Origin of the sequence: Paenarthrobacter nitroguajacolicus, from assembly GCF_051027655.1 — a bacterium.
In the GTDB taxonomy this organism is placed as follows: Bacteria; Actinomycetota; Actinomycetes; order Actinomycetales; family Micrococcaceae; genus Arthrobacter; species Arthrobacter nitroguajacolicus.
Genome location: NZ_CP073234.1, coordinates 1,652,338 through 1,678,867, shown reverse-complemented (window position 1 = coordinate 1,678,867; position 26,530 = coordinate 1,652,338). Strand labels below are relative to the sequence as shown.

Sequence of the window (26,530 nt, the reverse complement as noted above, 5' to 3'; positions counted from 1 at the left end):
TCCCGGTGCAGCGCCTCGCTGACGGGTTGTCCTTGGTACGTTGCCGCACACAAAAACAGGTCCAGCCGCCACGGACTGCAGCCGGATCCACTCATCAGTTTACCGGCACGTCAGCGGTGTTGTCGAAATGCCCCTAGTGCCGGGTCAACAGCTCATGCGCCTGGGCTACGTCCAAGCACATTTGTTCGACCAACGCTTCCGGCCCACGGTAGGCCACCATGCCCCGGAGGCGCTGCGTGAATTCGACTGCAACGGTCTGCCCGTAGAGGTCAAAGTCTTCAACGTTCTCTTGAGGACGGTCAATCACGTGTGCCTCAACTTGTCGACTGACGCCATCGAACGTGGGGTTGGAGCCAACGGAGATGGCGGCGGGCCAGCGCGTGCCGGCCTGGTCGATCAGCCACCCCGCATAGATGCCGTCCGCCGGGACATAACCGGTGGAATCATGGGAAAGGTTGGCAGTCGGGAAACCAAGATCCCGGCCGCGGGCAGCACCGTGCACCACTTCCCCGCGCATGCGGTGGGGCCGGCCCAGTATTGCGGCAGCAGTAACCACATCTCCTTCGGACAAGGCTTCCCTCACCCAAGTGGAGGAACAGCGGCGGTCGGTATCGCCGTCGTCGTGGACCGGAAAGCCTCCCGCGCCGTATTCGTTGACAACCTGCACCCCGAAACCGAGTTGATCACCCAGCTCCTGCATGGTGACTACGTCGCCGGCATTGCCGGCACCGAAGCGGAGGTCGTGCCCTACCACGAGGTGTGCGGCGTTAAGTCCGTCGAGAAGGACCTCACGGACAAACTCCAGCGGGGTCATCGCAGCGAGGTCCAAGGTGTACTTCATCACCAGGACAGCATCCACGCCGGTATCGCCGAGGGCCTCAAGTTTGTCCTGAAGCCCCATGATGAGCTCCGGAGCAGAATCCGGCCTGTGGACCTGGGCGGGGTGGGGATCAAACGTCACGGCAACCGAGGGAATGTTGTGCCGCTTTGCCGTGTCGGTCAACTGCGACAGAACGTGCTGGTGGCCACGATGGACGCCGTCAAAGTTCCCGATGGTAACGACAGTAGGTCCGAAGTCCTTGGGGACTTCGGTGGGATCGTTCCAGATGTGGACCATCAACCTCGCCTTTTACTGCAGATGTTCGTTCCGCCCGGCAACCTCCCGGCGCCGGAACATTCTAAGGTTACCCGCTAGGGTGTTTGACTCAGGACGGCCGGCGTTTGTTGAGCCATAGAAGGCCAAGGACCGGCAGGACGAGCGGGACAAAGCCATAACCGCGGCCAAAGAGGGACCACACAGTGTCATGCGGGAAAGCAACAGGATCAACGAGGCTGATCGCGCCGACCACCAGCACCCCCACGAGCTCAGTGAGCACGGCCGCCAAGGAAACCTTGAACCAGGTACGGCCCGGCTTTGCGAGCGAGATGGTGGCCACAATGTAAACGACGGCGGCGAACGCCGACAGGATGTGCGCCAACGGAGCTTCGGCGAATTTGGTGGCGATCTGGTAGCCGGCACGTGCCGTCGCGGACAACGCGAACACGGCGTAGACCGCGATCAGCAAGCGTCCGGGTCCTGTGTTCCGGGTGTCCTTCTGCCCGGCCTGCCGGTTCGCCGGATTGGTCTCGGTTCCAGTCACGTTGTGTTCTTCCTTCATGGTCAGTACCAGATCTGGTTCATGCGGGCAGCCATCACCAATGCGGTTATGCCCACCGCCGCAAGGACGAAGTTGCTCCAGCGGGTTCGTTCAAGGATGGCCCAATAGACGGCCCCCAGAGGAATCATCAGGGCAACAATGAGGTAGCCCCAGAACTCCCATGCTTCACCGGCCATCTGCTCACCCATGGCAACGCGGACGATCGAGCCCACCAAATACACGACGAGTACAAGCTCGACGGCGAGCACGGAAAAGATGGTGGGGTCATTCGGGGCTTTCTTCATCAAGCCGGCCACGACGCACATGATCGTGGACACCAGTCCAACGATGAGGATGGCGTAAAAGTATCCGTCCATGCCTATTTTGCCTGCCCTGTTCCAGTTCCCGGAGCAAAGACCAGCACGGGCTTAGCGAAGCTGCCCGTGTCTGCCAGCAATGCCACGAGCTCCCCCGACGGCGCGAACGCGGCGGCAGGCTTTTCGGCCGTGGCAGCGTCCGGCGTTCCTGCTCCCGGTCCGGCAGCGATGCGGCGGCCAAAAGATATCTCGGTGGTTTCTTCCTCGCTCAACTCCCGGTTGGGCATCAGCGAGCGTGCTGCCAAGGACATCTCCAAAACCTCGAGCTCTTCTGCCAGCTCCTCGAGCGTGCGCGCTTGATCGAGGGAGTACGGGCCAACTTGGGTCCTGCGCAGGGCTGTGAGGTGCCCACCGACGCCCAAGGCGTTGCCGAGGTCCCGGGCCAACGCCCTGATGTACGTGCCGGAAGAACACTCAACGGTGACGTCGACATCAACTACCCTGCCGCCGTCGATCCTGGTGATGGAGTGGACATCGAAGCGGTGGATGGTGACCGGGCGAGCCGCGAGCTTGACCTCTTCGCCCGAGCGGACACGGGCGTAGGAGCGTTCGCCATTGACCTTGATGGCGCTGACGCTGCTGGGAACCTGCTGGATGGGCCCGGTGAGCGCGGCAACACCGACGGCAACGGCGTCATCAGTAATGTCCGCTGCGGTGCGGGCCTCCGTGACCTCGCCCTCGGCGTCGTCGGTGATGGTGGTTTCGCCCAGCCTGATAGTGGCGGTGTACGTCTTGGACGTGCCCACAATGTAGGTCAGCAGGCGCGTGGCCTTGTTGATGCCGAGCACCAGAACGCCGGTTGCCATGGGATCAAGCGTGCCCGCATGGCCCACTTTCCGGGTGCCGGCCAGCCGCCGCATCCGGCCAACCACATCATGGCTGGTCCATCCCTGCGGTTTGTCAACGATTACCAGTCCAGAAAGCACGCTTACCAGTATATGGGTGGCTAGGATGGCTCCCATGCCTGACCTTGCCGCGCATGTCCGCGACGTCCCTGTGAACCAGATCCGTGAGATCACCGAAGCTGCGTGGTCCACCCCCGGAGCAATCGTCCTCAGCATCGGGGAGCCGGGCTTTGCCTTACCCCGGCACATCCTCGACGCCGGCATTGACTGCCTGGATCGGGATGAGACCAACTACACACCCAACGCCGGGATCCCCGCCCTCCGTGAAGCCTTTGCCGCCCGCTTCCGGGAACAGCAAAACGTGGATATCGGCGCGGATCGTGTGTACGTAGTGGACGGCGCCCAACAGGGACTGCACTTCGCCATGAGCCTCCTCCTCTCCCCCGGCGATGAGATTCTCATCCCCAACCCCGGCTACCCCACCTTCGCCATGACCAGCAGGCTGCTGCACGCCGTGCCGGTGCAGTATCCGCTATACCCGCAGAACGACTTCCAGCCGCGCATTGAGGACATCGAGGCCCTCATCACGCCAAGCACCCGGGTCCTCATGTTGAACTCCCCGTCCAACCCCTTGGGCGCCGTCTTCAGCGAAGAATCCACGCGCCAACTGGTGGAGCTTGCCGTTCGCCATGACCTTTGGATCATCTCCGACGAATGCTATGAATCCTTCACGTTCGATGTCCCCCATGTCAGCCCTGCGCGCTTCGACAGCGACATCCCCGGAGAAGCGCGGGTCTTCACTTCCCTGACACTGTCCAAGACCTACGGGCTAACTGGCCTTCGGATTGGAGCGTTGATCTGCCCGCCAGGGTTGGAGCCGAAGATGAACAACGTTATGGAGTCAATCGTGTCCTGCGTCGCGTCTCCTTCGCAGTACGCCGCCTTGGCCGCGCTGACAGGACCCCAGGACTATGTTTCCCAGGCTCGCGACCACTACCGGAGTAACCGGGATGCAGCCTCAGCTGTTTTGGCGAAGAAGGGAATTCCGTTCCTGGGCGCCCAGGGGGCGTTCTACCTGTGGGCCGACGTCTCGCATCTGAGCGGCGGGGATGTCAGGGCCTGGGTGCGGGCCTTCCTGGCTGAGTCCGGAGTGTCCTTCGCTCCCGGTACGGCATTCGGCTCGATCGGCGAGGGCTGGATCAGGATCGCCCTTTGCGGCGGTAAACAAGACCTGCTCGACGGCGTCAGCCGCCTCCCAGCCAAGGTTTAGCCAACGCGGTTTCTCAGTATCGGGCTCAGTAGCTCGTCCTGTGCGCGTGGCTCCGCCATGCGTCGAAGGGTTCATCTGAAGCGGCCAACTCGGCATGCTCCACGGGCAGCAGTTCCGGTCTGGTGCCTGCGAAATACTCGTAGAACACAGCGTCGTCGAAGCCCGCCCTGGCCGCGCCGTGCCGGTCTGCCGCGAAATAGACATGCCCGATCCTGGCCCAGAGTGTGGCGGATAGGCACAGCGGGCATGGTTCACAGCTTGCGTAGAGAACGGACCCCGTGAGGTCGAACCTCCTGGTCGCAGCTGCGGCACGGCGGATTGCCACCACTTCGGCATGTGCTGTGGGATCGTGGTCCCGCGTGACCCGGTTGACTCCCTCATGGACGGTTCCGTCCGGGGCGACCACGACGGCGCCGAAAGGGCCGCCGCCGTCGGAAACATTTTGCACGGCCAGCTTGATGGCCAGGTTCAGGTATTCATCTCGTTGCTGAGCACTGTGCGGCGACATGCTCCCGATCATAGCGAGTTTGAGTACAGCAAATGCCCCTAAGAAGGCTTCTTAGGGGCATCAGTTGCTCAAAAACTAGCGGTTGGCGTCTTCGTCGAGTTCGTTATCGCCGGAGAGGTCATTGTCCTCTTCGTCGAAGTCGTCCTCGTCAACGTCCTCCGGAGAGTCACCCTTGTAAGGGTCTGCCTCGCCTGCGTGCTTGGCACTGGCAGCCAAAGCGGCTACCTCTGCGTCGCGACGCTTGGCTTCACGGAGGAGCTCCTCCAGGTTGGAGGCATTGACCGGAATCTGGTCAGCCACGAACTCGAGTGTCGGAGTGAGGCGAACAGTGATGTTCCGGCCGACTTCCTGGCGCAGCACACCCTTGGCCTTCTCCAGCGCCCTGGCAGCATCTGCCTGGGCTACATCGTCACCAAAAACGGTGTAATAGATGGTGGCGTGCTGAAGGTCGTTGGTGACGCGGGCGTCCGTGACCGTGATGGACTCGACGCGCGGATCCTTGACCCGTCGTCCGAGGGCCTCAGCGACGACGACCTTTATCCGCTGTGCCAGCTTGGCAGCGCGTGCGGGATCAGCCATGACTTCCTCCTGGTAAGTAGAAAAGGGGAAGGAACGGGTCCGCCGGGGCTACCCGACGGACCCGTTCCAAACGGAACCTAGCTACGCGGCTTTTCGCGCATTTCGAAGGTCTCGATGATGTCGCCTTCAGTGATGTCATTGAAGGAGCCAAGACCGATACCACACTCGAAGTCGGTGCGGACTTCGGTGGCGTCATCCTTGAAGCGCTTGAGCGTCTCAACGGTGAGGTTGTCACCGATGACCTTGCCGTCGCGGCTGACACGTGCCTTGCTGTTACGGCGGATGATGCCCGTGCGGACGATCGAGCCGGCGATGTTTCCGAACTTGGAAGAACGGAAGACTTCGCGAACCTCGGCAGTACCGAGCTGGACTTCTTCGTATTCCGGCTTGAGCATGCCCTTGAGGGCCATCTCGATGTCATCGATTGCTGCGTAGATAACCGAGTAGAAGCGCATGTCCACGCCTTCACGGTCAGCCAGTTCAGCAACACGCTCGGCCGGCTTGACGTTGAAGCCGATGATGATGGCGTTGTCCACCGTGGCGAGGTTGACGTCGTTCTGCGTGATGGCACCCACACCGCGGTGGATGACACGAAGCTGAACGTCGTCGTCTCCGACGTCGATCTTGAGCAAGGCGTCTTCGAGGGCTTCCACGGCACCGGACACGTCACCCTTGAGGATGAGGTTGAGGGTGTCGATCTTGCCTTCGGCAACGGCCTGGTCGAAGTCTTCCAGGCTGATGCGCTTGCGACGCTTGGCCAGTGCAGCGTTGCGGTCGGCAGCTTCACGCTTCTCAGCGATCTGGCGGGCCGTACGCTCGTCAGGGGTCACCAGGAAGGTGTCACCTGCGCGCGGCACGTTGGACAGGCCGAGGACCTGGACCGGGCGGGACGGCAGTGCGACATCGAGTGCCTCGCCGTTCTCGTCGAACATGGCGCGGACGCGGCCGTGAGCCGTACCGGCCACGATCGTGTCGCCCACTGCCAGGGTTCCGGACTGCACCAGGACGGTAGCAACGGCACCGCGGCCCTTGTCGAGGTTCGCTTCGATGGCAATGCCTCGAGCGTCCTTGTCCGGGTTGGCGCGCAGATCCAGTGCGGCATCGGCCGTCAGCAGGACGGCGTCGATCAGTTCGTCGATGTTGAGGTTCTGGCGGGCAGAGACCTCAACGAACATGGTGTCGCCACCGTATTCTTCGGGAACCAGGCCGTACTCGGTCAGCTGGCCCTTGACCTTGTCAGGGTTGGCGCCTTCCTTGTCGATCTTGTTCACGGCGACGACGATCGGCACGTTTGCTGCCTGGGCGTGGTTGAGTGCTTCCACCGTCTGCGGCATAACGCCGTCGTCGGCTGCGACAACCAGGATCGCGATGTCGGTGACCTTGGCACCACGTGCACGCATGGCCGTGAAGGCCTCGTGACCGGGGGTGTCAATGAAGGTGATATCGCGGGCCGTGCCCTCGTGGACGTGGCTGATCTGGTAAGCACCAATGTGCTGGGTGATGCCACCATGCTCGCCGGCCACAACGTTCGAGTTGCGGATGGCATCCAACAGGCGGGTCTTACCGTGGTCAACGTGACCCATGACGGTGACAACCGGTGCGCGGGCCTCGAGGACGTCGTCGCCTTCGGCGTCGAGTTCGTCCTGGATGTTGATGTCGAACTGGTCCAGCAGCTCGCGTTCTTCATCCTCGGGGGAAACAACCTGGAGCTTGTAGCCGAGTTCGGCGCCAAGCAGGCCAAAGGTGTCTTCGTCCAAGGACTGCGTAGCCGTTGCCATCTCACCGAGGTGGAACAGAACGGTCACCAGCGATGCGGGGTTCGCGTCAATCTTCTCGGCAAAGTCCGTGATGGACGAGCCACGACGCAGGCGGATGATGGTCTCGCCATCACCGCGGGGTACTGATACGCCGCCCAGTGACGGAGCACTCATCTGCTCCAGTTCCTGGCGCTTCGCACGCTTCGACTTGCGCTGCTTACCACGACCGGCGCCGCCCTTGCCGAAGGCACCCTGGGTACCACCGCGACCGCGGCCACCCTTGCCGAAGCCACCGCCGGCGGGAGCTCCGCCACCAGTGCCTGCACCAGGTGCGCCACCGGGACGACCGGGTCCGCCACCGGGACGGCCGGCGCCACCCGGACGGCCTGCGCCACCGGGAGCCGGACGCTCAGTGCGGTTGGGCATCATGCCCGGGGTAGGACGGTTTCCGGCACCCGGACCGCCGGCGGGACGCGGAGCGCCCGGACGGGGTGCACCGGGACGCGGAGCGCCCGGACGGGGTCCACCGGTACCTGCTGCGGGACGGGGTCCGCCTGCGCCAGCCGCGGGACGCGGACCACCGGGGCGTTCGCCATCGTTGCGGCGTTCGCCCCGGGGCATGCCCTGGGACGGTGCAAACGGGTTGTTACCCGGACGCGGCGGACGGTCTCCGTCGCCACCACGGCCCCGGGGCATGCCCTGGGACGTAGCAAACGGGTTGTTGCCCGGACGAGGTCCGCCGGGACGCGGAGCCTGGCCACCTTGACGTGCCGGAGCCGGAGTCTCTGCCTTGGGAGCAGGACGGGCGCCGGGCTTGGCCGAAACCGGGGTGGATGCGGCAGGAGCCGCAGGGGCTGCCGGCGCGGGTGCTGCCGGAGCAGTGGCAGCAGGAGCTGCCGGTGTAGTGGCGGCCGGAGCTGCCGGAGCGGGGGCTGCAGGTGCCGGGGCCGGAGCCTTCGGCGCTGCAGGACCCGGTGCCGGAGCTGCCGGACGGGATGCTGCGGGAGCTTTGGGGGCTGCAGCGGGTGCGGCGGCTTTGGCAGCGCCGGCACCCGGGTAGGCGTCGCGAAGCTTCTTCACGACGGGGGCCTCAATTGTTGAAGAGGCGGAGCGAACGAATTCGCCCAATTCCTGCAGTTTGGTTACTGCATCTTTGGAAGTAATACCGAGCTCTTTGGCGAGCTCATGTACGCGGACCTTGGCCACATTTCTCCTGTCTCGGTCCGCACCGAGCCAGGCACGAACCGTCTACTTCTTACTGCGGGCCTTCGCCGCTTGCGCGATTGAAAGGCCCATTGCAGAGCGCAACAAAGTTGTCATCGTTACGCACTCATCGCTGGGAACTCATCGGGTTTCCATCAGTTTTCTGACCCGCTTTCAGGTTTGGACGGTTTTCCTGCGGCGGCCTGGGCCTCCACAAGTGGCGTACCGGACATCAGGTATCTCTCTACGGCGCCTGTATCGGATGCACCCGCAAGGGCCCTTCCGAAAGCTCGCCGCTTGATCGCCAATGCCAAGCACTTTTCGCTGGGGTGCAGCCACGCACCCCTGCCGGCCATCCGGCGTCGTTCATCCACCAGGACGGCGGACGAACCGCCGCCTTGGGCGACTAGCCGGACAAGCTCGGACCGGGAGCCTTGCTTCCGGCATCCGATGCACGTGCGAACAGGCCCGTGGCCATGTTCAAGCAGTTCAGCCACGACGTGTCCAACCTGCCTTACGCTACTGGCACCCGACGGGCCCCGGTCCTGCGCATGCAGCTGAGGCACGCCAAAGCGCGCGGATACCGGACGTAAGCCCGGTTCCATCTAGTCTAGCCCCCCGGCCCCGGTCTCCCGAAACCAAGTAAGCCACCAGCGCGGCGCAGAACCGGCGGCACGGCCGCCGGTTGAACCGCTAGTCCGTCTTGGCCGGAGCCGCGTCCGAGACGATATCAATGCGCCAACCCGTCAGCTTGGCTGCGAGTCGGGCGTTCTGGCCTTCCTTCCCGATCGCCAGCGAAAGCTGGTAATCAGGCACAACCACGCGGGCGGAGCGGGTGGCTTCGTCCGTGATAGTGACGGAATTCACTCGCGACGGCGACAACGAGTTGGCAATGAAGGTCGCGGGGTCATCACTGAAGTCCACGATGTCGATCTTCTCGTCGTTCAGTTCGGTCATGACAGCCCGGACACGGGAACCCATTTCACCGATGCAGGCACCCTTGGCGTTGACGCCGGGAGTGTTTGCCTTCACTGCGATCTTGGTGCGGTGACCGGCTTCGCGGGCCAGGGCCACGATCTCCACGGAGTGGTCCGCAATTTCCGGAACTTCCATTTCGAACAGCTTCCGGACCAGGCCGGGGTGCGAGCGGGACAAGGTGATGGATGGTCCCTTGGCCCCGCGGTGTACATCCACCACGAAGGCACGCAAGCGGCTTCCGTGGAGGTACTTCTCACCCGGAACCTGCTCGGGCGGCGGCAGCAACGCTTCCACAGCTCCCAGGTTGACCTGAATCATGTGCGGGTTGTTGCCCTGCTGGATCATGCCGGCTACAAGCTCGCCTTCACGGCCCTTGAACTCGCCCAGCACGTTGTCGTCTTCCACGTCGCGAAGGCGCTGCAGGATGATCTGGCGCGCGGTGCTTGCGGCGATGCGGCCGAAACCGGCCGGGGTGTCCTCGAACTCGCCGATGGGTTCGCCGTCGTCGTCGATTTCCGTCGCCCAGATGGTCACGTGACCGCTCTTGCGGTCCAGTTCAGCGCGGGCCTTTTCGAAGGCGCCGGGCGTCTTGTGGTACGCCACCAACAGCGCCTGCTCGATGGTGGGAATCAGGAGATCCAGCGGGATTTCACGCTCACGCTCCAGGAGTCTCAGTGCGCTCATGTCAATATCCATTAGGCCTCCTCGGAAGGTCCGTTGTGCTCGTCTTCCAGCGCAGCCTCGTGGAGGTGGCTGAATTCAATCTCGACTTTCCCTTGGCGGATCCTGTCGAAAGGAATAGTGATGGGTTCGCCCTGCTTGGGCTTCATGCCCTTTTTGACCTCATGCTCGGGGATGAGCGTCACGGCATCATCCCCAACCGAGGCGATACGGCCCAGGAGGTTATCCCCTTGGATGACGTTGACCCTGACCATGCGGCCGCGGGCGCGATGCCAGTGACGCGGCTCTGTCAGGGGACGGCCTACTCCCGGGGAAGAAACCTCAAGGTCGTACGGACGGCCGTCGTCATGGGGATCATTGTCCAGAATATCGGACAGGCCGCGGGAGACCTCAGCGATGGCGTCAAGGCTGACGCCCCCGGTCTCTTCCTGCGGAAGGTCCACGACGACGTGGACCGTGCGGTGTGAACCGGCAACGTGGATGGAAACATCCTCGAGGTAGAGCCTGCTGGCAAGGACAGCGGGTTCAAGCAGCGCCCTAAGCCTGCTCTCTTCCGGGTTGTGGATGGTGGCCGCTGAGTTCGATTCAGAACGGTCTGTTGAAGTCGTGGCTTCCGAGTCACTCACGTTGCCCGCCGCCTCCCTTTAGATGTTGTTGTGACTACTAGCCTAACGATTTTCCCGGGAACATGGTGCACGGACTTCCCTGCCCACGTGACACCATGGTCTGTTGTGAACGGGCAGACAAGCGAAAAAAGACGAACACCACCCTGGGGCCGGGTTTTGCTGGTTGCCGTGGTGGCGCTGCTTGTTGCGGGCACCGGAATGGTACTTATTCCGCGTGATTCCGGCACTCCCCCGGCGGTTCCCTTCTCCGAAAAGGCCCGCGTCGTGGCGCTGGAGGACACGCTCCTGCTGCGGGAATCGGCCGCCAAGCTGGCGGACATGCCGGCTCCTGATACCGGAAATTCCACGCTCGGCAACGCTGTGACTTTGCTGACAACCCATGCGCAGGCCTTGCAGGGCCCTCACGCCGCTGCGCCGCGCGCCACGTCATCCGGCGGTTCAGCCACTGCTGATCAGGAAAGTGCAGCCACACCAACCAGCCGCACCTCTTTCCTGGCCGGGTTGGCCGACAGCGGCCGGAAGCGACTCGACGACGCCCGCGAAGCCGACGGCGGGATCGCCCGCCTGCTCGCCGCCGTCGGAACCGCGCAACTGCTTCAGGCGGAAAGGCTGGCTGCGAAGTGGCAGCTACCGATGCCTCAGCAGCCAACAGCAGCAGGCACCAAAGCTCCTGCGGCAACGCCCCTTGCGGCCTCCTGTCCGTCAGCCAGCCCCACCCCGGAGCCGACCTCCGCCACTACCGACACCGCTCTGGCTGCGGTGGTGCGCTCGCAGCAGGAAGCGATCTACGTTTACCAGGTGGCGCTGAAGCGGCTGGACGCTTCGAACTCGGCGGCTGCTGCCAAGTACTTGCAAATGCACGAGGTACTGCTTCAGCAGGCAGAATCGCTGACCAGCGCCAACTGCGCGGACACACCTCCAGGCGAGGCGGGCTACCAGCTGCCGGAACAATTCGCCCAAGACCCGGCCGCTTTCCTGGGTTCCGTTGAACTTGCTTCCCTGCCTCGCCTCGGTGACCTGGTTGCCCTGTCTACGGACGAGACCCGGACGTGGGCCGTTGACGGCCTCCTGGCCGCTGCCCGGAGGAGCGCTGCCTGGGGCGCGCCCCTGCCTGCGTTGCCAGGACTCATGCTCGACGCCGGCGAGCTGCCTTCCCTGCCGACGCCCACCACTACACCCACTTCCACTTCCAACGGCGGATAGGCCAGCCTAGCCATGCTGGTCAGGGCGGACTGCCAGTGCTTGGCTTGATGCATGGCTTCCACAGAAACTGCCACCACACACGAGAACGAACCCCACCGGGACGATCTGGCCCACCGGTTGAACTGGTTGCGGGCAGGAGTCCTGGGTGCCAATGACGGCATCGTGTCCGTCGCCGCGATTGTGGTGGGTGTAGCAGGCGCCACGACCAGCACTGGCAGCATCCTCGCCGCAGGCACGGCCGGCTTGGTGGGTGGCGCCATCTCCATGGCTTTGGGTGAATACGTGTCAGTCAGCAGCCAAAGCGACACCCAAAAAGCGTTGATCGAAAAAGAAAAACGAGAACTGGCGGAGCAACCGGAGGATGAACTCGATGAGCTGGCCGCGATCTACGAGGCCAAGGGGCTCAGCACCAAGACAGCCCGGGCCGTTGCGCAGGAACTGACCGAACACGACGCGTTGGCCGCCCACCTCTCCGCCGAGCTGAATATCAATGAGGACGACATCGTCAGTCCCTGGAACGCAGCCCTGGCTTCTGCCGTGGCATTCACCTTGGGAGCGGTGCTGCCTATGCTGGCCATCCTGCTTCCTCCCCCGGAGTTGCGGGTCCCGTTGACGTTCATCGCAGTTCTCCTGGCCTTGGCAATCACCGGCGCCGTTGGTGCTTGGATAGGCGGCGCTTCCCGCTTCCGCGCGGCAGTCCGGGTAGTGCTCGGCGGTGCTTTGGCGCTGGCCGCTACGTACTCGATCGGAACCCTGTTGGGCGCGAGCGGCGTTTTCTAGGAGGCTCGCGTTGACTCGGAGTTAGGCTGTTGGCGTGACCCTTCACGCGATGATTCCCATTCCGGGCGACCTCCACGCCCGGTACAACCGCGACTCCGCGGGCAGGGATTGGCTGGCCAGCCTCCCGGGGCTTATCGCGGCCGCTTTGGACCGCTGGCAGCTATCAGTGGACCTGGCGCCAGGCACTGAGCCTTGGAACGGTCACGGAGCCTTGGTGGTGCCTGTTCTTCAGAGCGGCGCACCCGCAGCACTGAAGATCGCCTTCCCCCATGAAGAAGCTCTGGTGGAGCGCCACGCACTGGCGCTTTGGAATGGCCGCGGCGCGGTTCGCCTCCTGGCGTCCGACGACGCAAGCTGCTCCATGTTGCTTGAACGCCTGGACGCCTCACGCTGGCTCCAGGACGCCCCGTTGGACGAAGCCAGGGACGTATGGGGCACGATCGTGCGCGAGCTCTCGATCCAGCCCGATGACCGTCTTGAGTGGCGGGCTTTCGATCATGTTGCGGCAACCGCCGAGCGGTGGAGCGATGAGCTCCCTGCAGAATGGGAGCGCCTTGACCGCCCCTTCCCGAGGTGGCTCCTTGAAGCGGCACTGGAGGTGTGCCAGACGCGTGGAGCCGTGGGTCGCCGTTCCGGCACGGATGTCCTGGTGCACACTGACCTTCACTTCATGAATGTCCTTGGCACCACAACTGCCGAAAGACTCTCCCTCCGCGGAGATTATCTGGCCATAGATCCCCAACCACAGATAGGCGAAGCGGAGTTCGCCGTCGCCCCCATCCTGTGGAACCGCATCCACGACCTTCCGCGGACCGACCCGGAGGCCGGGTTGCTGGAGCGGTGCCATGACTTCAGCAAAGCGGCTGGATTGGACCCCGAGGTTGCCCGGCAATGGAGCATCGCCCGAGAGGTGCAGAACGCTTTGTGGTATGCCGCAAAGCGTTCTGTACCTCACGACGGTGACCTTGCCCGCTCCCTATGGGTCGCCAGCACCCTCGCCGGCAGCACACTGGACACCTTGCCATCAGCACATGATCTCCCCGATCCCGGCGAAGCGGCCTGATCCCAAGGTCCTGCCATGCGCAGCGCTTCTACGCTGCGAAGTTCTCATTCCAGACGTCCATGCCAAGTTTGATGATCAGCGCCGCCACCACCACCAGGAAAACGAGGCGCACGAACTTACTTCCCTTCGCAACGGCGGTTCTGGCCCCGAGATAGCCCCCCGCCATGTTTGCCAGGCCCAGGACCAGTCCCACGCCCCAGAGCAACGAACCGTGCGGGAGGAAGAAGATCAAGGCTCCGGCATTGGTGGCCATGTTGACGATTTTCGCTTTGGCGCTGGCCTCGAGGAAGGCGTAACCCATCGCCGAAACGAGGGCAATCACCAGGAACGAGCCAGTACCGGGGCCGATCAGGCCGTCATAAAAGCCGATGACGCCGCCAATAAGGCAGGCCACCACGTAATGCTTATGGCCATCGTGGCGTAGCGCTGTCAGTTCACCGGCGCCGGGACGCAAGGCAGTGAAAACAGCGACGGCGATCAGCGCCACCACAATGATCGGTTTGAAGACGCTGGCCGGAAGAGACGCAGCAAGGACGGCCCCGCCGAAGCTCCCGGCGAGTGCGATGACCGCCATGGGAATCGCGGTCTTGAGATCCGGGCCGACGCGGCGATAGTAGGTAACCGCGCTGGTGGTGGTCCCGAAGATGGAGCCCATCTTGTTCGTGGCCAAGGCCTGGACCGGCGTGATGCCGGGTACCAGCAGCAGGGCGGGGAGCTGAATCAGTCCCCCGCCCCCAACTACGGCGTCAACCCAGCCTGCCGCGAATCCGGCCACCACAATCAGGATGAGTGTGGTGAGCTGGATCGATTCGAAGCCGGAAATCACCGGGTTCGTACAGCGTTGACCACGTAATCCACGGCTTTGTCCACCGAAATGTTCTCGGCTTCGCCGCTGCGGCGGTCCTTGATTTCAACCACACCGTCAACCAGCCCGCGGCCAACGGCCAGGATGGTGGGCACACCTACGAGTTCGGCGTCACCGAACTTCACGCCGGGAGATACCTTCGGGCGGTCGTCGAAAATGACGTCCAAGCCGGCAGCTTCAAGCTCAGCCGAGAGCCTTTCAGCGGTTTCGAAGATCTCATCGCCACGGCCGACTGCCACGACATGCACATCTGCCGGAGCCACGGAGCGCGGCCACACGAGGCCGCGGTCGTCATGGTTTGCTTCGGCCAGCGCCGCGACAGCACGCGTCACGCCAACGCCGTAGGAACCCATGGTGACAACCTGCTGCTTGCCGTTCTGATCCAGGACCTTCAGGTCCAGGGCCTCGGCATACTTGCGACCGAGCTGGAAGATGTGGCCCATTTCGATGCCACGCGCGGTTTCCAGCGGTCCGGAACCGTCCGGGGCGGGATCGCCCGCACGCACGTCAGTGCTCTCAATGACGCCGTCCCATGTGAAGTCGCGGCCGGCGACCAACCCGAAGACATGCTTGCCGTCAGCGTTGGCACCGGTCACCCAGCTGGTGCCGGAGACAACGCGGGGATCCACAAGGAAGAGCACCTTGGAGGACCCTTCAAGGCCAAGGACGGGTTCGTCAAGGGACAGTCCCGGTCCGATGTAGCCCTTGACCAGCCACGGCAGCTTCTTGAGGTCCTCTTCGTTGGCAGCCTCGAGGCCGATTTCACCGGCGATGGGCAGGTGGGATCCGATGTTGGCTTCCACGCGCTTGAGGTCTACGCCGCGGTCGCCAGGAACGCCGATAACCACGATCTGGCGCTCACCCGTGGGCAGCGTGACGGCAAGGACAACATTCTTGAGAGTATCAGCGGCAGTCCAGGCGCCGCCGTCGGCCTCGCTTCGGGGAGCGAGCTGGTTGGCGGCGTCCACCAAAGTATCGATGGTGGGGGTGTTCGGGGTGTCCAGGACCTCAGCCGCCGGAGCGTTGGTGAAGTCGATATCGTCCGGAACCACAGTGGTCACGGCTTCAACGTTGGCGTAGTAGCCGCCGGCCGAGCGTACAAACGTGTCCTCGCCGATCTCGGTGGGGAACAGGAACTCCTCACTCTTGGAGCCACCCATGGCACCAGCGGTGGCGGCAACAGGAATGACTTCCAGGCCCAGGCGCGCAAAGATCTTCAGGTAAGCACCGCGGTGGGCGGCGTAGCTTGCGTCCAAGCCGGCGTCGTCAATGTCGAAGGAGTAGGAGTCCTTCATGATGAACTCGCGGCCACGGAGGAGTCCTGCCCGCGGACGCGCTTCATCGCGGTACTTGTTCTGGATCTGGTAGAGGCTCAGCGGCAGGTCCTTGTACGAGGAGTACAGATCCTTGACCAGGAGAGTGAACATTTCCTCGTGCGTGGGGGCAAGGAGGTAGTCCGCACCTTTGCGGTCCTGGAGGCGGAACAGGCCTTCGCCGTATTCGGTCCAACGGTTGGTGGCCTCATAGGGCTCGCGGGGAAGCAGCGCAGGGAAGTGGACTTCCTGGGCACCAATGGCGGACATCTCCTGGCGGATGATCTCCTCCACCTTCCGCAGGACGCTCAGCCCCAGCGGCAGCCACGTGTAGATACCGGGTGCCGCGCGGCGGATGTAGCCGGCGCGCACCAGGAGCTTGTGGCTTGCGACCTCGGCGTCGACGGGATCTTCACGCAGGGTGCGCAGGAACAGCTGGGAAAGGCGAAGGACCACGGGTACGTATCCGTTTCTATGGCAGATGTGGCAAAAACAACTGCCTACTAATCTACCGGCTGACGGCGAGGCCGCTTGAACCGGGCCGCATGACGTTCGGGCAGCCTGAACACAGAAGAGCCACGCCGTCGCGTTTGGAAGCCCCTGGCCGCAACCGGCTGGTCATCCTGCGATGGCGTGGCTCAGCGGCCGGCCGGCCGCAGACTCTGTCCTGGGACTAGATCGCCGTTCCCTCCAGCGGAACGGGATCGGCTGCGGCTGAGAGGCATTGGTCACTGCCGAAAACACGGATGGCGCGGCCGCCTATGGCGCCCTTCAAGGTCTTGGTCATGATTCCCCCTGTACCACCCGCACCCCAACGACACGGCTTGGGAAGAACCTATGTGATAGCAGACACATTTTCAAGGACTGCGTTCGCGGGCGGGCCCCTTGACCTGCATCTTCGCTGGATCTAGTTTTAATTCATCAGTTGGTGAATTAATGGAGCCATCGGAGGCCCGCATGACACCCGCACCATCGGCCGTCGAGGCGACCGGACTTCATGTCTCCCGTTCACGCACCAAGATCCTGCGAGGCCTGGACTTCACGGTTGACGCCGGTCGCATCACCGGGCTTCTGGGCCCTTCCGGCAGCGGCAAAACGACGCTCATGAGGGCAATCGTCGGCGTCCAGCGAATCACTCGGGGAACCGTTACCGTCCTCGGCCAGCCGGCAGGCAGCGCACCGCTCAGGCACGACGTCGGATACGTCACCCAAGGCGCGAGCGTTTATGGAGACCTCAGCGTCGAAGCGAACGTCCGGTATTTCGGAGCCATGCACGGCGCAACGGCGGCTGACGCCGCGGAGGCAATTGCCGCCGTCGGGCTTCAGGAGTTTGCCCGCCAGAAGGCGGCGGACCTGTCCGGCGGGCAATTCAGCCGGGTGTCCCTTGCTTGTGCGCTGGTGGCCCATCCGCGGCTCCTGATCCTGGACGAGCCCACTGTGGGGCTGGATCCCGTACTCCGTGCCGAGTTGTGGGAGCGTTTCGCCGCCATGGCTGCTGGCGGAACCACCCTGCTGGTGTCCAGCCACGTCATGGAGGAAGCATCCCACTGCTCGTCACTGCTGCTGCTGCGCGATGGCCTGCTCCTGGCGCAACTGACTCCCGCAGAGCTGGCCGAACGCGGCAGGAGCGACGATCTTGAGCGGGCGTTTCTTACCATCATCAAAGCCGCCGATCGTGGCCAGGAAGAGAGCCAGGTGACCTCGTGAATCTCCGCATGACATTTGCCACCGCCACCCGGGTCCTGCGACAGCTGAGGCATGACCACCGGAGCGTCGCATTGATCCTCGTGGTCCCGGCGCTGCTCCTGACCGCGGTCTATTTCCTCTTCGAGAACGAAACCCTTCCACCGGGGTTCCCCCGCACTTTTGACCGCGTGGGCCTGATGATGTTGGCGATCTTCCCCTTCGTGGTCATGTTCCTGGTCACGTCCATCACCATGCTTAGGGAACGCACCTCCGGGACCCTCGAACGCCTTCTGACCACCCCGATCCACAAGGCGGACCTGCTGTTCGGCTATGCCGTGGCCTTCTCCATCATGGCCGCCCTGCAGTCCTTGGTGGCAACAGCGGTGGCTTACTGGATTTTCGATCTGGACATCAAAGGAAGTCCCGGCCTGGTGGTGATGATCGCTGTCATCAACGCCGTCCTGGGCGTCGCATTGGGGCTGTTGTGTTCAGCGTTCGCCCGCACCGAGTTCCAAGCCGTGCAGTTCATGCCGGTGGTGGTGGTGCCCCAGATCCTGTTGTGCGGCTTGTTCGTGGCCCGGGACGATATGAACGAGGTCCTGGAAGCAATCGCCGGTGTTTTGCCGCTCACGTTCTCCGTGGATGCCCTGAAGGAGATAGCCGGAAATGCCGACGCCACGTCGGTAATGTGGCAAGACGCCCTGATCATGGGCGGGATTGTTGTTGGAGTCCTGGTCCTGGCATCACTAACACTTCGGCGGCAGACCCGATGAGCCTCCCGCAGGCGCGTCGGGGCCGCCGAAGTGCAGGAGACCATTCGCGGGAAGCCATCCTCGCAGCTGCACGGAAACTGTTCGCTGAACAGGGATTCGAGGGAACGAGCCTGCGGCAAGTAGCCCGCGAGTCATCGGTGGATCCGGCCATGGTCCACCACTTTTTCGGGGGCAAGGACGAGCTTTTTGCCGCCAGCGTGGAACTGCCCGCCGACCCGGCCGAGGTTCTTGCCGGCGTCGAAACCCTGGACCCGGCCGTAAGGGCGGAAGCGATTGTCCGGGCAGTGCTGCGGCTGTGGGAAAGCCCGGCCCAGCATGGCCTGGTTGCCTTTGTCCGGGGAACCATCGGCTCCAAGGCCAAGACGGCACTCATGCGCGAAATGGTGAACCGCACCATACTGTCCAGGATCATGGCGGGGCTGCCCGGTTCGCCCGAAGAAGTACGCGTGCGCGGCAATCTTGTGGCCACGCAAGTTGTGGGGCTCATGCTGGTCCGCTACGTGATCCGGCTCGAGCCCCTGGCCTCGGCGGATCAGGAAGACGTGGTCCGCTTCGTCGCACCAAACATCCAGCGCTACCTCACAGGAGACCTTGACTCGTCCAAGTAGCTGTCAGTTGTGGCTAGAACAGGACCGTCGCGAAGGTGCCCACTTGTTCGAAGCCGACGCGCTCATATGTGGCGCGGGCTTTGGCGTTGTAGTCATTCACGTAGAGGCTTGTCACCGGGGCGAAGGTTCGCGAGAGATTCACGACGGCGGCCATGTAGCCACCGCTTTGGCCGCGGCCCCGCAATTCGGGGTTCATCCACACGCCTTGAACCTGAGTGACGTCCCGCGTGACTGCACCCAACTCGGCTTTGAAGACCACTGTGCCGTTGGCATCGATGTGGACCAAGGAATGGCCCTCACGAATAAGGCCTGCGACGCGCCTGCTGTAGAACTCCTGCCCTCCCAGGAAAGGCGAGTAGCCGACTTCTTCTTCGAACATGGCTGCGCAGGCGGGCAGGATGCGATCAAAGTCCGTCATTGTGCCGAAGGTCAAGGCAGGGTTGGCGCCGATAACCGGTGGGCTGGAAATGGTGAGTAGCGGTTGCTGGGAGCGGACTTCGTGGGCACCGTGACCCAATTGCTCGAACCGCGCATAGAGGGCCAAAACAGTTTCCGCCGGACCAAAAATGGACGCGTAGCGGCGGCCTGTGTCGTGTGCCGCACTGGCCACGTACCCCGCCAGGCCGGGATCGAGTTGCACAGGGACCAGGTTGGCTCCCGCCCAACACGCGCCAAGGAGAGTTTCGCCGTCGAAGACTCCGAAAATACTGGCACCGCCGCTGGTGGGCGCCGCTGTTCCGGTGCTTTCCAAGTGGGCGAGGATGAAAACGTTGGCTACCACGTCTTCCTTGGCCAGGGCGCGAAGAGCCAGGGTGTCGGCACTGCCGAGCACCCTGACTCCCAACCCGTTCTCGTTACGAGACGCTAACCACGGGGCTACCCTTGACAGCATCTTCGCCATCGGCCTCCCCCATCTCTTCGGCGATACGCATGGCCTCTTCGATCAGTGTCTCAACAATTTCGCTCTCAGGCACAGTCTTGATGACTTCGCCCTTCACGAATATCTGGCCCTTGCCGTTTCCGGAGGCCACACCGAGGTCCGCTTCACGGGCCTCACCGGGTCCGTTGACGACGCAACCCATGACGGCTACGCGCAACGGGATCTCCATGCCTTCCAAACCTGCTGTTACCTGCTCGGCCAGCGTGTACACGTCCACCTGCGCGCGACCACAGGACGGGCAGGAGACGATTTCGAGTTTGCGCGGGCGAAGGTTCAGGGATTGCAGGATCTGGTTGCCCACCTTGATTTCCTCCACTGGCGGAGCCGAGAGGGAAACACGGATGGTGTCGCCAATGCCGCGGGACAGGAGTGCGCCGAAAGCCGTTGCCGACTTGATAGTGCCCTGGAAAGCCGGTCCGGCCTCGGTCACGCCAAGGTGCAAAGGCCAGTCGCCCTTCTCGGCCAGCATCTCGTACGCGGCCACCATGATCACAGGATCGTTGTGCTTAACGGAGATCTTGAAGTCATGGAAACCGTGCTCTTCGAACAGCGAGGCTTCCCAGACTGCGGACTCAACAAGTGCCTCCGGGGTGGCCTTGCCGTACTTCTTCATGATGCCGGGTTCAAGGGAGCCCGCGTTAACGCCGATCCGAATGGATGTTCCATGGTCACGCGCGGCTGCAGCGATTTCTTTGACCTGGTCATCGAACTTGCGGATATTGCCAGGGTTGACGCGAACCGCCGCGCATCCGGCTTCGATTGCGGCGAACACGTACTTCGGCTGGAAGTGGATATCCGCAATGACGGGAATCTGGGACTTGCGGGCAATGATCGGCAATGCCTCGGCATCGTCGGCTGACGGGCAGGCAACACGCACAATGTCGCAGCCTGAAGCCGTCAGCTCAGCAATCTGCTGCAGCGTGGCGTTGATATCCGTGGTGGGCGTGGTGGTCATGGACTGCACGCTGATGGGCGAGTCAGAACCGACGCCAACGGACCCTACCTTGATCTGCCGCGTCTTACGGCGCGGGGCAAGAACGGGCGGTGGGGCTGCTGGCATTCCCAGGCTGACCGAGGTCACGTGGACTCCTTGGGTTGGGGTGGATCGTTGTGGTGGAGAACGTCCGGACTAGGACGCGTAGGCAGCCAGGACGCCGATGATAGGCGCCCATTCCGTGGTGCGGATGCCGGCGATAACTCCGGCTTCGGCGAACGGATCCTGCTTGAGGAGGTCATTGAGTTCGGCTTCGTCCGCGGACTTGAAGATCAGCAGGGCGCCTGCACCGTCACCGTAAGGGCCACTGGCAAGCAGTTTGCCTTCCTCGGCCAGGTCGCCGAGCCAGGCACGGTGTGCGGGGCGGGCTTCATCGCGGAGGGCGTCGGATTCGGCGACGTATACATACTCAACAGCGAAAACAGTCATGGAGCTAGCCTATCCCGCCTACTCAGCCGAAAATGTTCACGGGCTTCACGATGTCCGCATAGATCAGGAGGGCGCCCATGGCCATCAGCAGCGCTGCGACCACATACGTGGCTGGCAGCAGCTTGGCGATATCGAACGCGCCCGGGTCCGGTTTACCCAGGAGCTTGGCCACCCGGCGTCGGGCCCCTTCGTAGAGCGCGCCTGCTACATGGCCGCCGTCGAGGGGCAGGAGGGGAATGAGATTGAAGATCGCCAGGGCAAAGTTGAGCCCGGCGAGCAACCCGATCAGGGTGCCGATGCGGGCTTGCATGGGTACCTGTTCCATGGCCGCGACTTCACCGGCAACCCGGCCTACACCCACCACGCTGATGGGTCCGTTCGGGTCGCGGGGCTCTTCGCTGAAGGCCGCTTTCGCCACACCAACCACCCTGGCCGGCAGGTTGAAGATCACACCGGATATCTGCTTGATGTTTTCTCCCGCCATGGGCAGAACGGCCGACGCCGGCTGGGGAACCAGTTCGCTTTGGGCCCCGATCCCAAGGAATCCGACTTCCTGGTATTTCAGCACCCCATTGGAGTCCTGCTCAGGCCGGCCGTCGGCACCGACCACAGGCCGCGAGGAGAGTACGGGCGTCACTGTGGTTTCGACGGTTGATCCGTTGCGCTCCACGGTGATGGGCACGTCTTTTCCGGCGGACGCACGGATCCAGCTGGTGAGTTCGTCCCAGCTGGTGACGGCTTTTCCGTCGAAGGAAGTAATGGTGTCGTTCGGCTGGAGGCCCGCAGCCGCGGCGGGAGTCAGCTTGCAATCGGCCGAGTCGGGGTCCACGGTCTCCCCTGCCGCCACCTGGCATTTGGAAACGTCCGCGATGGTGGTGGTTGCTGTGGCCATGCCGAAGCCCATGAGCAGGACAGCCAGCAGAATCAACCCGATCAGCATGTTCATGGCAGGACCGCCGAGCATGACGATGATCTTTTTCCACACAGGAAGCTTGTAGAAGACGCGGTTTTCGTCCCCGGGTCCCACTTCCTCGTGCGCCATGGAGCGCGCCTCAGTGGCGAGCGTCTGGAACATGCCTGTGCTGGAGGGGCGGACAGCGCCGTCTTCCTTGTTCGGCGGGTACATGCCGATCATGGACACATAGCCGCCCAACGGAAGCGCCTTGAAACCGTACTCGGTCTCGCCCTTCTTCTTGGACCACAAGGTGGGTCCGAAACCAATCATGTACTTGGTGACGCGCACTTTGAACAACTTGGCAGGAACCAGGTGGCCCACCTCGTGAAGCGCAATGGAAACAGCTACGCCGATCGCGACGAAGACGACTCCGAGAATGAAGAGAAGGACGGGACTCATGCCGGTGGGACTGCTTCCATAAGGGTTGTGAGCTACAGGGCGCTGCTGGCTAAACGATCAAGGGTACGGGCGCGTGCCCACTTCTCAGCATCCAGCACGGACTCCACTGTTAGCTCAGAAGAGCCTGAATGTTCGCTGAGGACGGATTCAACGGTATCCACAATGTCCGTGAAGCGGATGCGGCCGGCGTGGAAGGCCTCTACGGCTTCCTCGTTGGCCGCGTTGAACACCGCGGGGAACGTACTGCCCTGCTTGGCAGCGTCCTTGGCGAGGTCCACTGCTGGGAAGGCCACGGTATCCAGCGGTTCGAACGTCCAGCTGGTCGCCTGCGTCCAATCGCATGCCTGGGCAGCGTGGGGAACACGGTCCGGCCAGCCCAGCCCGAGCGCAATCGGCAGCCGCATGTCCGGGGGCGATGCCTGGGCAATGATGGATCCGTCCACGAACTGGACCATGGAGTGGACCACCGATTGTGGGTGGACCACCACATCGATCCTGTCCAAGGGAACGTCGAACAGCAGGTGGGCCTCAATGACTTCAAGGCCCTTGTTGACCAGGCTGGCTGAGTTTGTGGTGACCATGAGGCCCATGTCCCAGGTGGGGTGGGCGAGCGCCTCCTGCGGTGTGACGTCGTGAAGTTGTTCCCGTGTGCGGCCGCGGAAAGGGCCGCCTGACGCGGTTAGGATCAGCTTTTCAACTTCCCGTTCCGTGCCCGAACGGAGGCATTGGGCGATGGCGGAGTGCTCGGAGTCGACGGGCACTATCTGGCCGGGGCCGGCAGCGGCTTTGACCAGGGCACCGCCGACAATCAGCGATTCCTTGTTCGCAAGTGCCAGGGTGGCCCCCGTGCCGAGCGCGGCCAGGGTTGGGGCCAGTCCGATGGACCCGGTGATGCCGTTGAGGACCACGTCACACTCAATGGCTGCAATGACCGACGAAGCGTCAGGACCAACAAAAATCTCCGGAGCAAAGTCCCGCACACCAGCAATAGCGGCCTGGGCGTCGATCAGTCGCCGCAGCTCTCCTGGATCTCCCTGGGCAATGCCCACGGCTTGCGCCCTGGTGTGGACGGCCTGCTGCGAGATGAGCTCAAGGTTTCCTCCGCCGGCACTGAGTGCCACCACCTCGAAACGGTGCGGGGCGGCATCGACGACGTCAATTGCTTGTGTGCCGATAGAACCGGTGGACCCGAGGATGACGATCTTGCGCGGCTGCATTGCTTAAGTATCCCAGTCGCCATCGGGGGCCGCGAACGGAATCGGGCGTAAGTGGAAAAGCTGCCCCGCTTGACCACCGCATTCCCCCGCGTACCGTGGAATCGTGGAGTGGATGTCCTGGTTTGATGCAAGGGACTACGAGTTCGCCCGGCAGGTCTTGCAGCGCGGCACAGCCGCGCTCTACGCAATTGCGTTCCTCTCGACGTTGAACCAGTTCCCGGCACTCCTCGGCGAGCGCGGGCTGTTGCCGGTCCCGGCTTTCCTGGACATGGCCCGCAAGCTGGCCAGGCCCACACTGTTCCAATGGCGCTACTCCGACGCGCTGCTCAAGGCCGTGTGCTGGACGGGGATGGGCGTGTCGATTCTGCTGGTGGCCGGCCTCCCCCAAATGGGGCCTCCATGGCTGCCTATGCTCGCTTTCCTTGCCCTTTGGTTGCTTTACATGTCGATCGTTAACGTCGGCCAAACGTTCTATGGGTTTGGTTGGGAGATTCTTCTCCTTGAGGCCGGATTCACGGTGGCATTTCTTGGCTCGGACCAGACTCCGCCGCCTACAACCATCCTCATTCTCATTCTGTGGTTGGTATTCCGGCTTGAATTCGGTGCTGGAATGATCAAAATCCGGGGCGGCCGCGAGTGGCGCGACCTGACGGCGATGTTCTATCACCATGAAACCCAGCCAATGCCTGGCCCGCTCAGCAGGCAGGCGCATCTTTTGCCGCGTCCGCTGCACAAGGTAGAGGTGGTGGGCAACCACTTCGCGCAGTTGGTGGTGCCGTTCTTCCTGTTCGCGCCTCAACCGCTGGCGAGTATCGCCGCGGGCATCATCATCGCGACGCAGCTGTGGTTGGTGGGTACCGGGAACTTCGCCTGGCTGAACTGGGTGGCGATCATCCTGGCTTTCGCTGCCGTCAGTGATCCCGTAGCCCATGCGGTTTTTCCGTTCATCCCGCTGGAGTGGCACCAAGGTGCCGCTACCCCGGTGTGGTGGCTTGCCGTCGTCGTGCTTGTCACTGTTCTGTTGCTGGTGTTCAGCTACCGGCCGCTCGTCAACCTGTTCTCCAGCCATCAGTTAATGAACGCCAGTTTCAATCGGTGGCGCTTGGTGAACGCCTACGGGGCTTTTGGGACGGTGACCAAGCAACGGATCGAGATCGTAGTGGAGGGCACCTTGGCTGAGGAGCCGGACGCACCGGACGAGCAATGGCTTGAGTACGGCTTCAAGGGCAAGCCCGGCAACGTGCGGCGACTCCCCCGGCAATGGGCGCCGTACCACCTGCGCTTGGATTGGCTGATGTGGTTCCTGCCGCTGCGGACCGTCCACGAGGACTGGTTTTATATGTTCCTGCACAGATTATTGGAGTCCGACAAGCCCACGCTTGGACTGCTGCGCCATGACCCGTTCGACGGCGAACGCCCCCACTGGGTGAGGGCGCGCAGCTACCTCTACCGTTTCGCCAGCCGCGCGGAGTTCCGCGAGACGGGCGAGCGTTGGGTTCGGGTGCTGCTCTATGACGCGATCCCGCCGCTCTCGCTTAGTCCTCGACGGCGGCGGCTGCCCTAGCGTTCGACGCCCGCGGTGGAGCGGTGGACTCGCGGACAACAAGGTGCGTAGCCAACTCCACTCGTCGCGAGTCGATTTCCTCGCCATTTTTCTGTCGGAGGATAAAGCTCAGGGCCGACCTTCCCATCTCTTGCAAGGGTTGGGACACTGACGTCAGCGGAGGCACTGATTCCTCGGCTTGGTGGGTGCCGTCAAAGCCGACCAGGCTCATTTCCTCGGGAATGCGCACGTTCTGACGCCGCGCTTCAGCGAGCACCCCCAGCGCGATGCTGTCGCTGCCGGCAAAGATCGCCGTGGGTGGATTGTCGAGCGCCAAGAGGGCCTTCATGGCTCGCACCCCGTTTTCCGGCTTGAAGGGACCATCGGAAACGTACTCGTGGTCCACGGCCACTCCCTCCGCCATCAGGGCAGCCATGTAACCGTGCAGGCGGGCTTGGCTGCACTCCGCAGTGGATGGACCGCCGATGTAGGCAATTCTTCGATGCCCCAACTCCAGCAGGTGTGTTGCCGCAGCCTTGCCGCCGGCCCAATTGCTGGCCCCAACACTGAAGACGTCAGCTGGTGGCGGATTGAGCGGATCCACCACCACGATGGGGATCTGGCGCCGCTTGAAGGCCTCCAACTGAGCGGCACCGAAAGCGGAGGTCACCACGATCATGCCGGCACGGCCTTCGTCGATCAGGCGCTGCGCCCGTTCCTCCGGCCCAAGTGGCGAGCCCGCCTGCCTTCCGGTGATGGAGAGGATAACCTCCATGTCCGAAACCGCCGCGTGCTCCATTACCCCGTTAAGGACTTCCACCCCGTAAGCGGAATTCAAGGAATCGAAGACGACTTCCACTGCACGATGTTCGGGGATGCTCTTGCGTTGCAGCGGCGATTTGTAGCCGGTGCGCTGCAAAGCGGCCAAAACCCTGGCCCGGGTGGCTTCTGCCACGTCCTCACGGCCATTGACCACCTTGGAAACAGTGGGCGCGGAGACACCTACCTCGGCTGCCACCGCTGCAAGGGTGAGCTTGGACGGGCGGAGATCTCGTTCCACAATGCTCCTGTTTTCGAAATATTTCGGACGATTACAGTGTGCGGGATCGCAACGATATCCGTCAATTGGAGCTGAAATTCTTCTAAATCCGGAGGCCGGTAACCCTTGACGGTGATGCGGGTCACGGCTAAATTTGGTGGGCACTTCCGAAAGGATGTTCGAAATATTTCGAAATATCATTGGATGCGGGTGGTCGCAGTCGATCCCCTCACCGCGGAGTGTGGCTTTTTACACGCACACC

26 protein-coding genes are annotated in these 26,530 nt (G+C 63.0%); 8 read left to right on the top strand and 18 right to left on the bottom strand.

Annotated elements, in window-relative coordinates; all coding sequences use genetic code 11:
• Window positions 1-133: 133 nt before the first annotated feature.
• From KCX59_RS08130 to truB, 4 genes are all read right to left on the bottom strand, one after another.
• Entirely contained in the window at window positions 134-1,117 is a 984-nt protein-coding gene (locus tag KCX59_RS08130) for a bifunctional riboflavin kinase/FAD synthetase (protein ID WP_178996335.1), read from the bottom strand.
• Window positions 1,118-1,205: 88 nt separating this feature from the next.
• Window positions 1,206-1,658: a hypothetical protein gene (locus KCX59_RS08125; protein ID WP_179019005.1), complete on the bottom strand. Its 453-nt coding sequence runs from the start codon at window positions 1,656-1,658 to the stop codon at window positions 1,206-1,208.
• 2 nt (window positions 1,659-1,660) lie between these two features.
• Window positions 1,661-2,014, bottom strand: a complete 354-nt coding sequence (locus tag KCX59_RS08120; RefSeq protein WP_091466448.1) for a hypothetical protein — start codon at window positions 2,012-2,014, stop codon at window positions 1,661-1,663.
• A gap of 2 nt (window positions 2,015-2,016) precedes the next feature.
• Complete coding sequence (gene truB, locus KCX59_RS08115) at window positions 2,017-2,940, bottom strand: tRNA pseudouridine(55) synthase TruB (protein ID WP_178996339.1); 924 nt, start codon at window positions 2,938-2,940, stop codon at window positions 2,017-2,019.
• A 34-nt stretch (window positions 2,941-2,974) separates the two neighbouring features.
• On the opposite strand from truB, the gene KCX59_RS08110 reads away from it, so the two are divergent.
• Window positions 2,975-4,129 carry a pyridoxal phosphate-dependent aminotransferase gene (locus tag KCX59_RS08110; protein WP_179019007.1) on the top strand — a complete coding sequence of 385 codons (1,155 nt, stop codon included), beginning with the start codon at window positions 2,975-2,977 and terminating at the stop codon, window positions 4,127-4,129.
• Window positions 4,130-4,154: 25 nt separating this feature from the next.
• Here KCX59_RS08110 and KCX59_RS08105 read toward each other — a convergent pair whose 3' ends face one another.
• The 6 genes from KCX59_RS08105 to rimP form a co-directional block, all read right to left on the bottom strand.
• Complete coding sequence (locus KCX59_RS08105; protein WP_256870777.1) at window positions 4,155-4,637, bottom strand: nucleoside deaminase; 483 nt, start codon at window positions 4,635-4,637, stop codon at window positions 4,155-4,157.
• Window positions 4,638-4,712: 75 nt separating this feature from the next.
• Window positions 4,713-5,216, bottom strand: coding sequence for a 30S ribosome-binding factor RbfA (gene rbfA, locus KCX59_RS08100; RefSeq protein WP_179019009.1), 504 nt, complete (start codon window positions 5,214-5,216; stop codon window positions 4,713-4,715).
• A 77-nt stretch (window positions 5,217-5,293) separates the two neighbouring features.
• On the bottom strand, window positions 5,294-8,179 hold the full coding sequence (gene infB, locus KCX59_RS08095; protein ID WP_179019011.1) for a translation initiation factor IF-2: 2,886 nt from the start codon (window positions 8,177-8,179) through the stop codon (window positions 5,294-5,296).
• A 152-nt stretch (window positions 8,180-8,331) separates the two neighbouring features.
• Window positions 8,332-8,673: a YlxR family protein gene (locus KCX59_RS08090; protein ID WP_370629230.1), complete on the bottom strand. Its 342-nt coding sequence runs from the start codon at window positions 8,671-8,673 to the stop codon at window positions 8,332-8,334.
• Window positions 8,674-8,869: 196 nt separating this feature from the next.
• Complete coding sequence (gene nusA / locus KCX59_RS08085) at window positions 8,870-9,850, bottom strand: transcription termination factor NusA (protein ID WP_091466435.1); 981 nt, start codon at window positions 9,848-9,850, stop codon at window positions 8,870-8,872.
• On the bottom strand, window positions 9,850-10,461 hold the full coding sequence (gene rimP, locus KCX59_RS08080; protein WP_178996349.1) for a ribosome maturation factor RimP: 612 nt from the start codon (window positions 10,459-10,461) through the stop codon (window positions 9,850-9,852). The genes nusA and rimP overlap by 1 nt, the downstream gene beginning before the upstream one ends.
• Before the next feature lie 30 nt (window positions 10,462-10,491).
• Between rimP and KCX59_RS08075 the strand changes: the two genes are divergently transcribed.
• Genes KCX59_RS08075 through KCX59_RS08065 form a run of 3 tightly spaced genes read left to right on the top strand, consistent with a single transcriptional unit; the run spans window position 10,492 to window position 13,507 of the window.
• The gene (locus KCX59_RS08075; RefSeq protein WP_179019015.1) at window positions 10,492-11,664 is read left to right on the top strand and encodes a DUF4439 domain-containing protein; all 1,173 of its coding nucleotides are present in this window, start codon (window positions 10,492-10,494) and stop codon (window positions 11,662-11,664) included.
• Between the two features lie 51 nt (window positions 11,665-11,715).
• Complete coding sequence (locus tag KCX59_RS08070) at window positions 11,716-12,444, top strand: VIT1/CCC1 transporter family protein (protein WP_178996353.1); 729 nt, start codon at window positions 11,716-11,718, stop codon at window positions 12,442-12,444.
• A 34-nt stretch (window positions 12,445-12,478) separates the two neighbouring features.
• Window positions 12,479-13,507: an aminoglycoside phosphotransferase family protein gene (locus KCX59_RS08065; protein WP_370629231.1), complete on the top strand. Its 1,029-nt coding sequence runs from the start codon at window positions 12,479-12,481 to the stop codon at window positions 13,505-13,507.
• A gap of 28 nt (window positions 13,508-13,535) precedes the next feature.
• On the opposite strand, the gene KCX59_RS08060 is transcribed toward KCX59_RS08065, so the two are convergent.
• Window positions 13,536-14,333 carry a sulfite exporter TauE/SafE family protein gene (locus KCX59_RS08060; protein WP_179019017.1) on the bottom strand — a complete coding sequence of 266 codons (798 nt, stop codon included), beginning with the start codon at window positions 14,331-14,333 and terminating at the stop codon, window positions 13,536-13,538.
• Window positions 14,330-16,141 carry a proline--tRNA ligase gene (locus KCX59_RS08055; protein ID WP_178996355.1) on the bottom strand — a complete coding sequence of 604 codons (1,812 nt, stop codon included), beginning with the start codon at window positions 16,139-16,141 and terminating at the stop codon, window positions 14,330-14,332. The genes KCX59_RS08060 and KCX59_RS08055 overlap by 4 nt, the downstream gene beginning before the upstream one ends.
• Before the next feature lie 501 nt (window positions 16,142-16,642).
• Here KCX59_RS08055 and KCX59_RS08050 point away from each other — a divergent pair.
• The 3 genes from KCX59_RS08050 to KCX59_RS08040 are packed head-to-tail and all read left to right on the top strand — an operon-like array spanning window position 16,643 to window position 18,752.
• A complete protein-coding gene (locus KCX59_RS08050) occupies window positions 16,643-17,392 on the top strand; it encodes an ABC transporter ATP-binding protein (RefSeq protein WP_179019019.1) in 750 nt (249 codons plus the stop codon).
• Between the two features lie 8 nt (window positions 17,393-17,400).
• Entirely contained in the window at window positions 17,401-18,144 is a 744-nt protein-coding gene (locus KCX59_RS08045) for an ABC transporter permease (protein ID WP_091466422.1), read from the top strand.
• On the top strand, window positions 18,141-18,752 hold the full coding sequence (locus tag KCX59_RS08040) for a TetR/AcrR family transcriptional regulator (protein WP_091466420.1): 612 nt from the start codon (window positions 18,141-18,143) through the stop codon (window positions 18,750-18,752). The genes KCX59_RS08045 and KCX59_RS08040 overlap by 4 nt, the downstream gene beginning before the upstream one ends.
• 13 nt (window positions 18,753-18,765) lie before the next feature.
• Here KCX59_RS08040 and KCX59_RS08035 read toward each other — a convergent pair whose 3' ends face one another.
• Genes KCX59_RS08035 through dxr form a run of 5 tightly spaced genes read right to left on the bottom strand, consistent with a single transcriptional unit; the run spans window position 18,766 to window position 23,686 of the window.
• A complete protein-coding gene (locus tag KCX59_RS08035; RefSeq protein ID WP_179019393.1) occupies window positions 18,766-19,644 on the bottom strand; it encodes a GNAT family N-acetyltransferase in 879 nt (292 codons plus the stop codon).
• The gene (gene ispG, locus KCX59_RS08030) at window positions 19,607-20,773 is read right to left on the bottom strand and encodes a flavodoxin-dependent (E)-4-hydroxy-3-methylbut-2-enyl-diphosphate synthase (protein ID WP_011774258.1); all 1,167 of its coding nucleotides are present in this window, start codon (window positions 20,771-20,773) and stop codon (window positions 19,607-19,609) included. Before ispG ends, KCX59_RS08035 begins: the two co-directional genes overlap by 38 nt.
• 48 nt (window positions 20,774-20,821) lie before the next feature.
• Window positions 20,822-21,115 carry a YciI family protein gene (locus KCX59_RS08025; protein ID WP_179019022.1) on the bottom strand — a complete coding sequence of 98 codons (294 nt, stop codon included), beginning with the start codon at window positions 21,113-21,115 and terminating at the stop codon, window positions 20,822-20,824.
• A gap of 22 nt (window positions 21,116-21,137) precedes the next feature.
• A complete protein-coding gene (locus tag KCX59_RS08020; RefSeq protein WP_091466419.1) occupies window positions 21,138-22,469 on the bottom strand; it encodes a M50 family metallopeptidase in 1,332 nt (443 codons plus the stop codon).
• Window positions 22,470-22,501: 32 nt separating this feature from the next.
• Window positions 22,502-23,686 carry a 1-deoxy-D-xylulose-5-phosphate reductoisomerase gene (dxr, locus tag KCX59_RS08015; RefSeq protein ID WP_178996366.1) on the bottom strand — a complete coding sequence of 395 codons (1,185 nt, stop codon included), beginning with the start codon at window positions 23,684-23,686 and terminating at the stop codon, window positions 22,502-22,504.
• Window positions 23,687-23,789: 103 nt separating this feature from the next.
• On the opposite strand from dxr, the gene KCX59_RS08010 reads away from it, so the two are divergent.
• Complete coding sequence (locus KCX59_RS08010; RefSeq protein WP_179019024.1) at window positions 23,790-25,250, top strand: lipase maturation factor family protein; 1,461 nt, start codon at window positions 23,790-23,792, stop codon at window positions 25,248-25,250.
• Here KCX59_RS08010 and KCX59_RS08005 read toward each other — a convergent pair.
• Window positions 25,222-26,289 (bottom strand): LacI family DNA-binding transcriptional regulator, encoded by a 1,068-nt coding sequence (locus KCX59_RS08005; protein WP_178996370.1) that lies wholly within the window; start codon window positions 26,287-26,289, stop codon window positions 25,222-25,224. The genes KCX59_RS08010 and KCX59_RS08005 overlap by 29 nt on opposite strands.
• Window positions 26,290-26,530 lie beyond the last annotated feature (241 nt).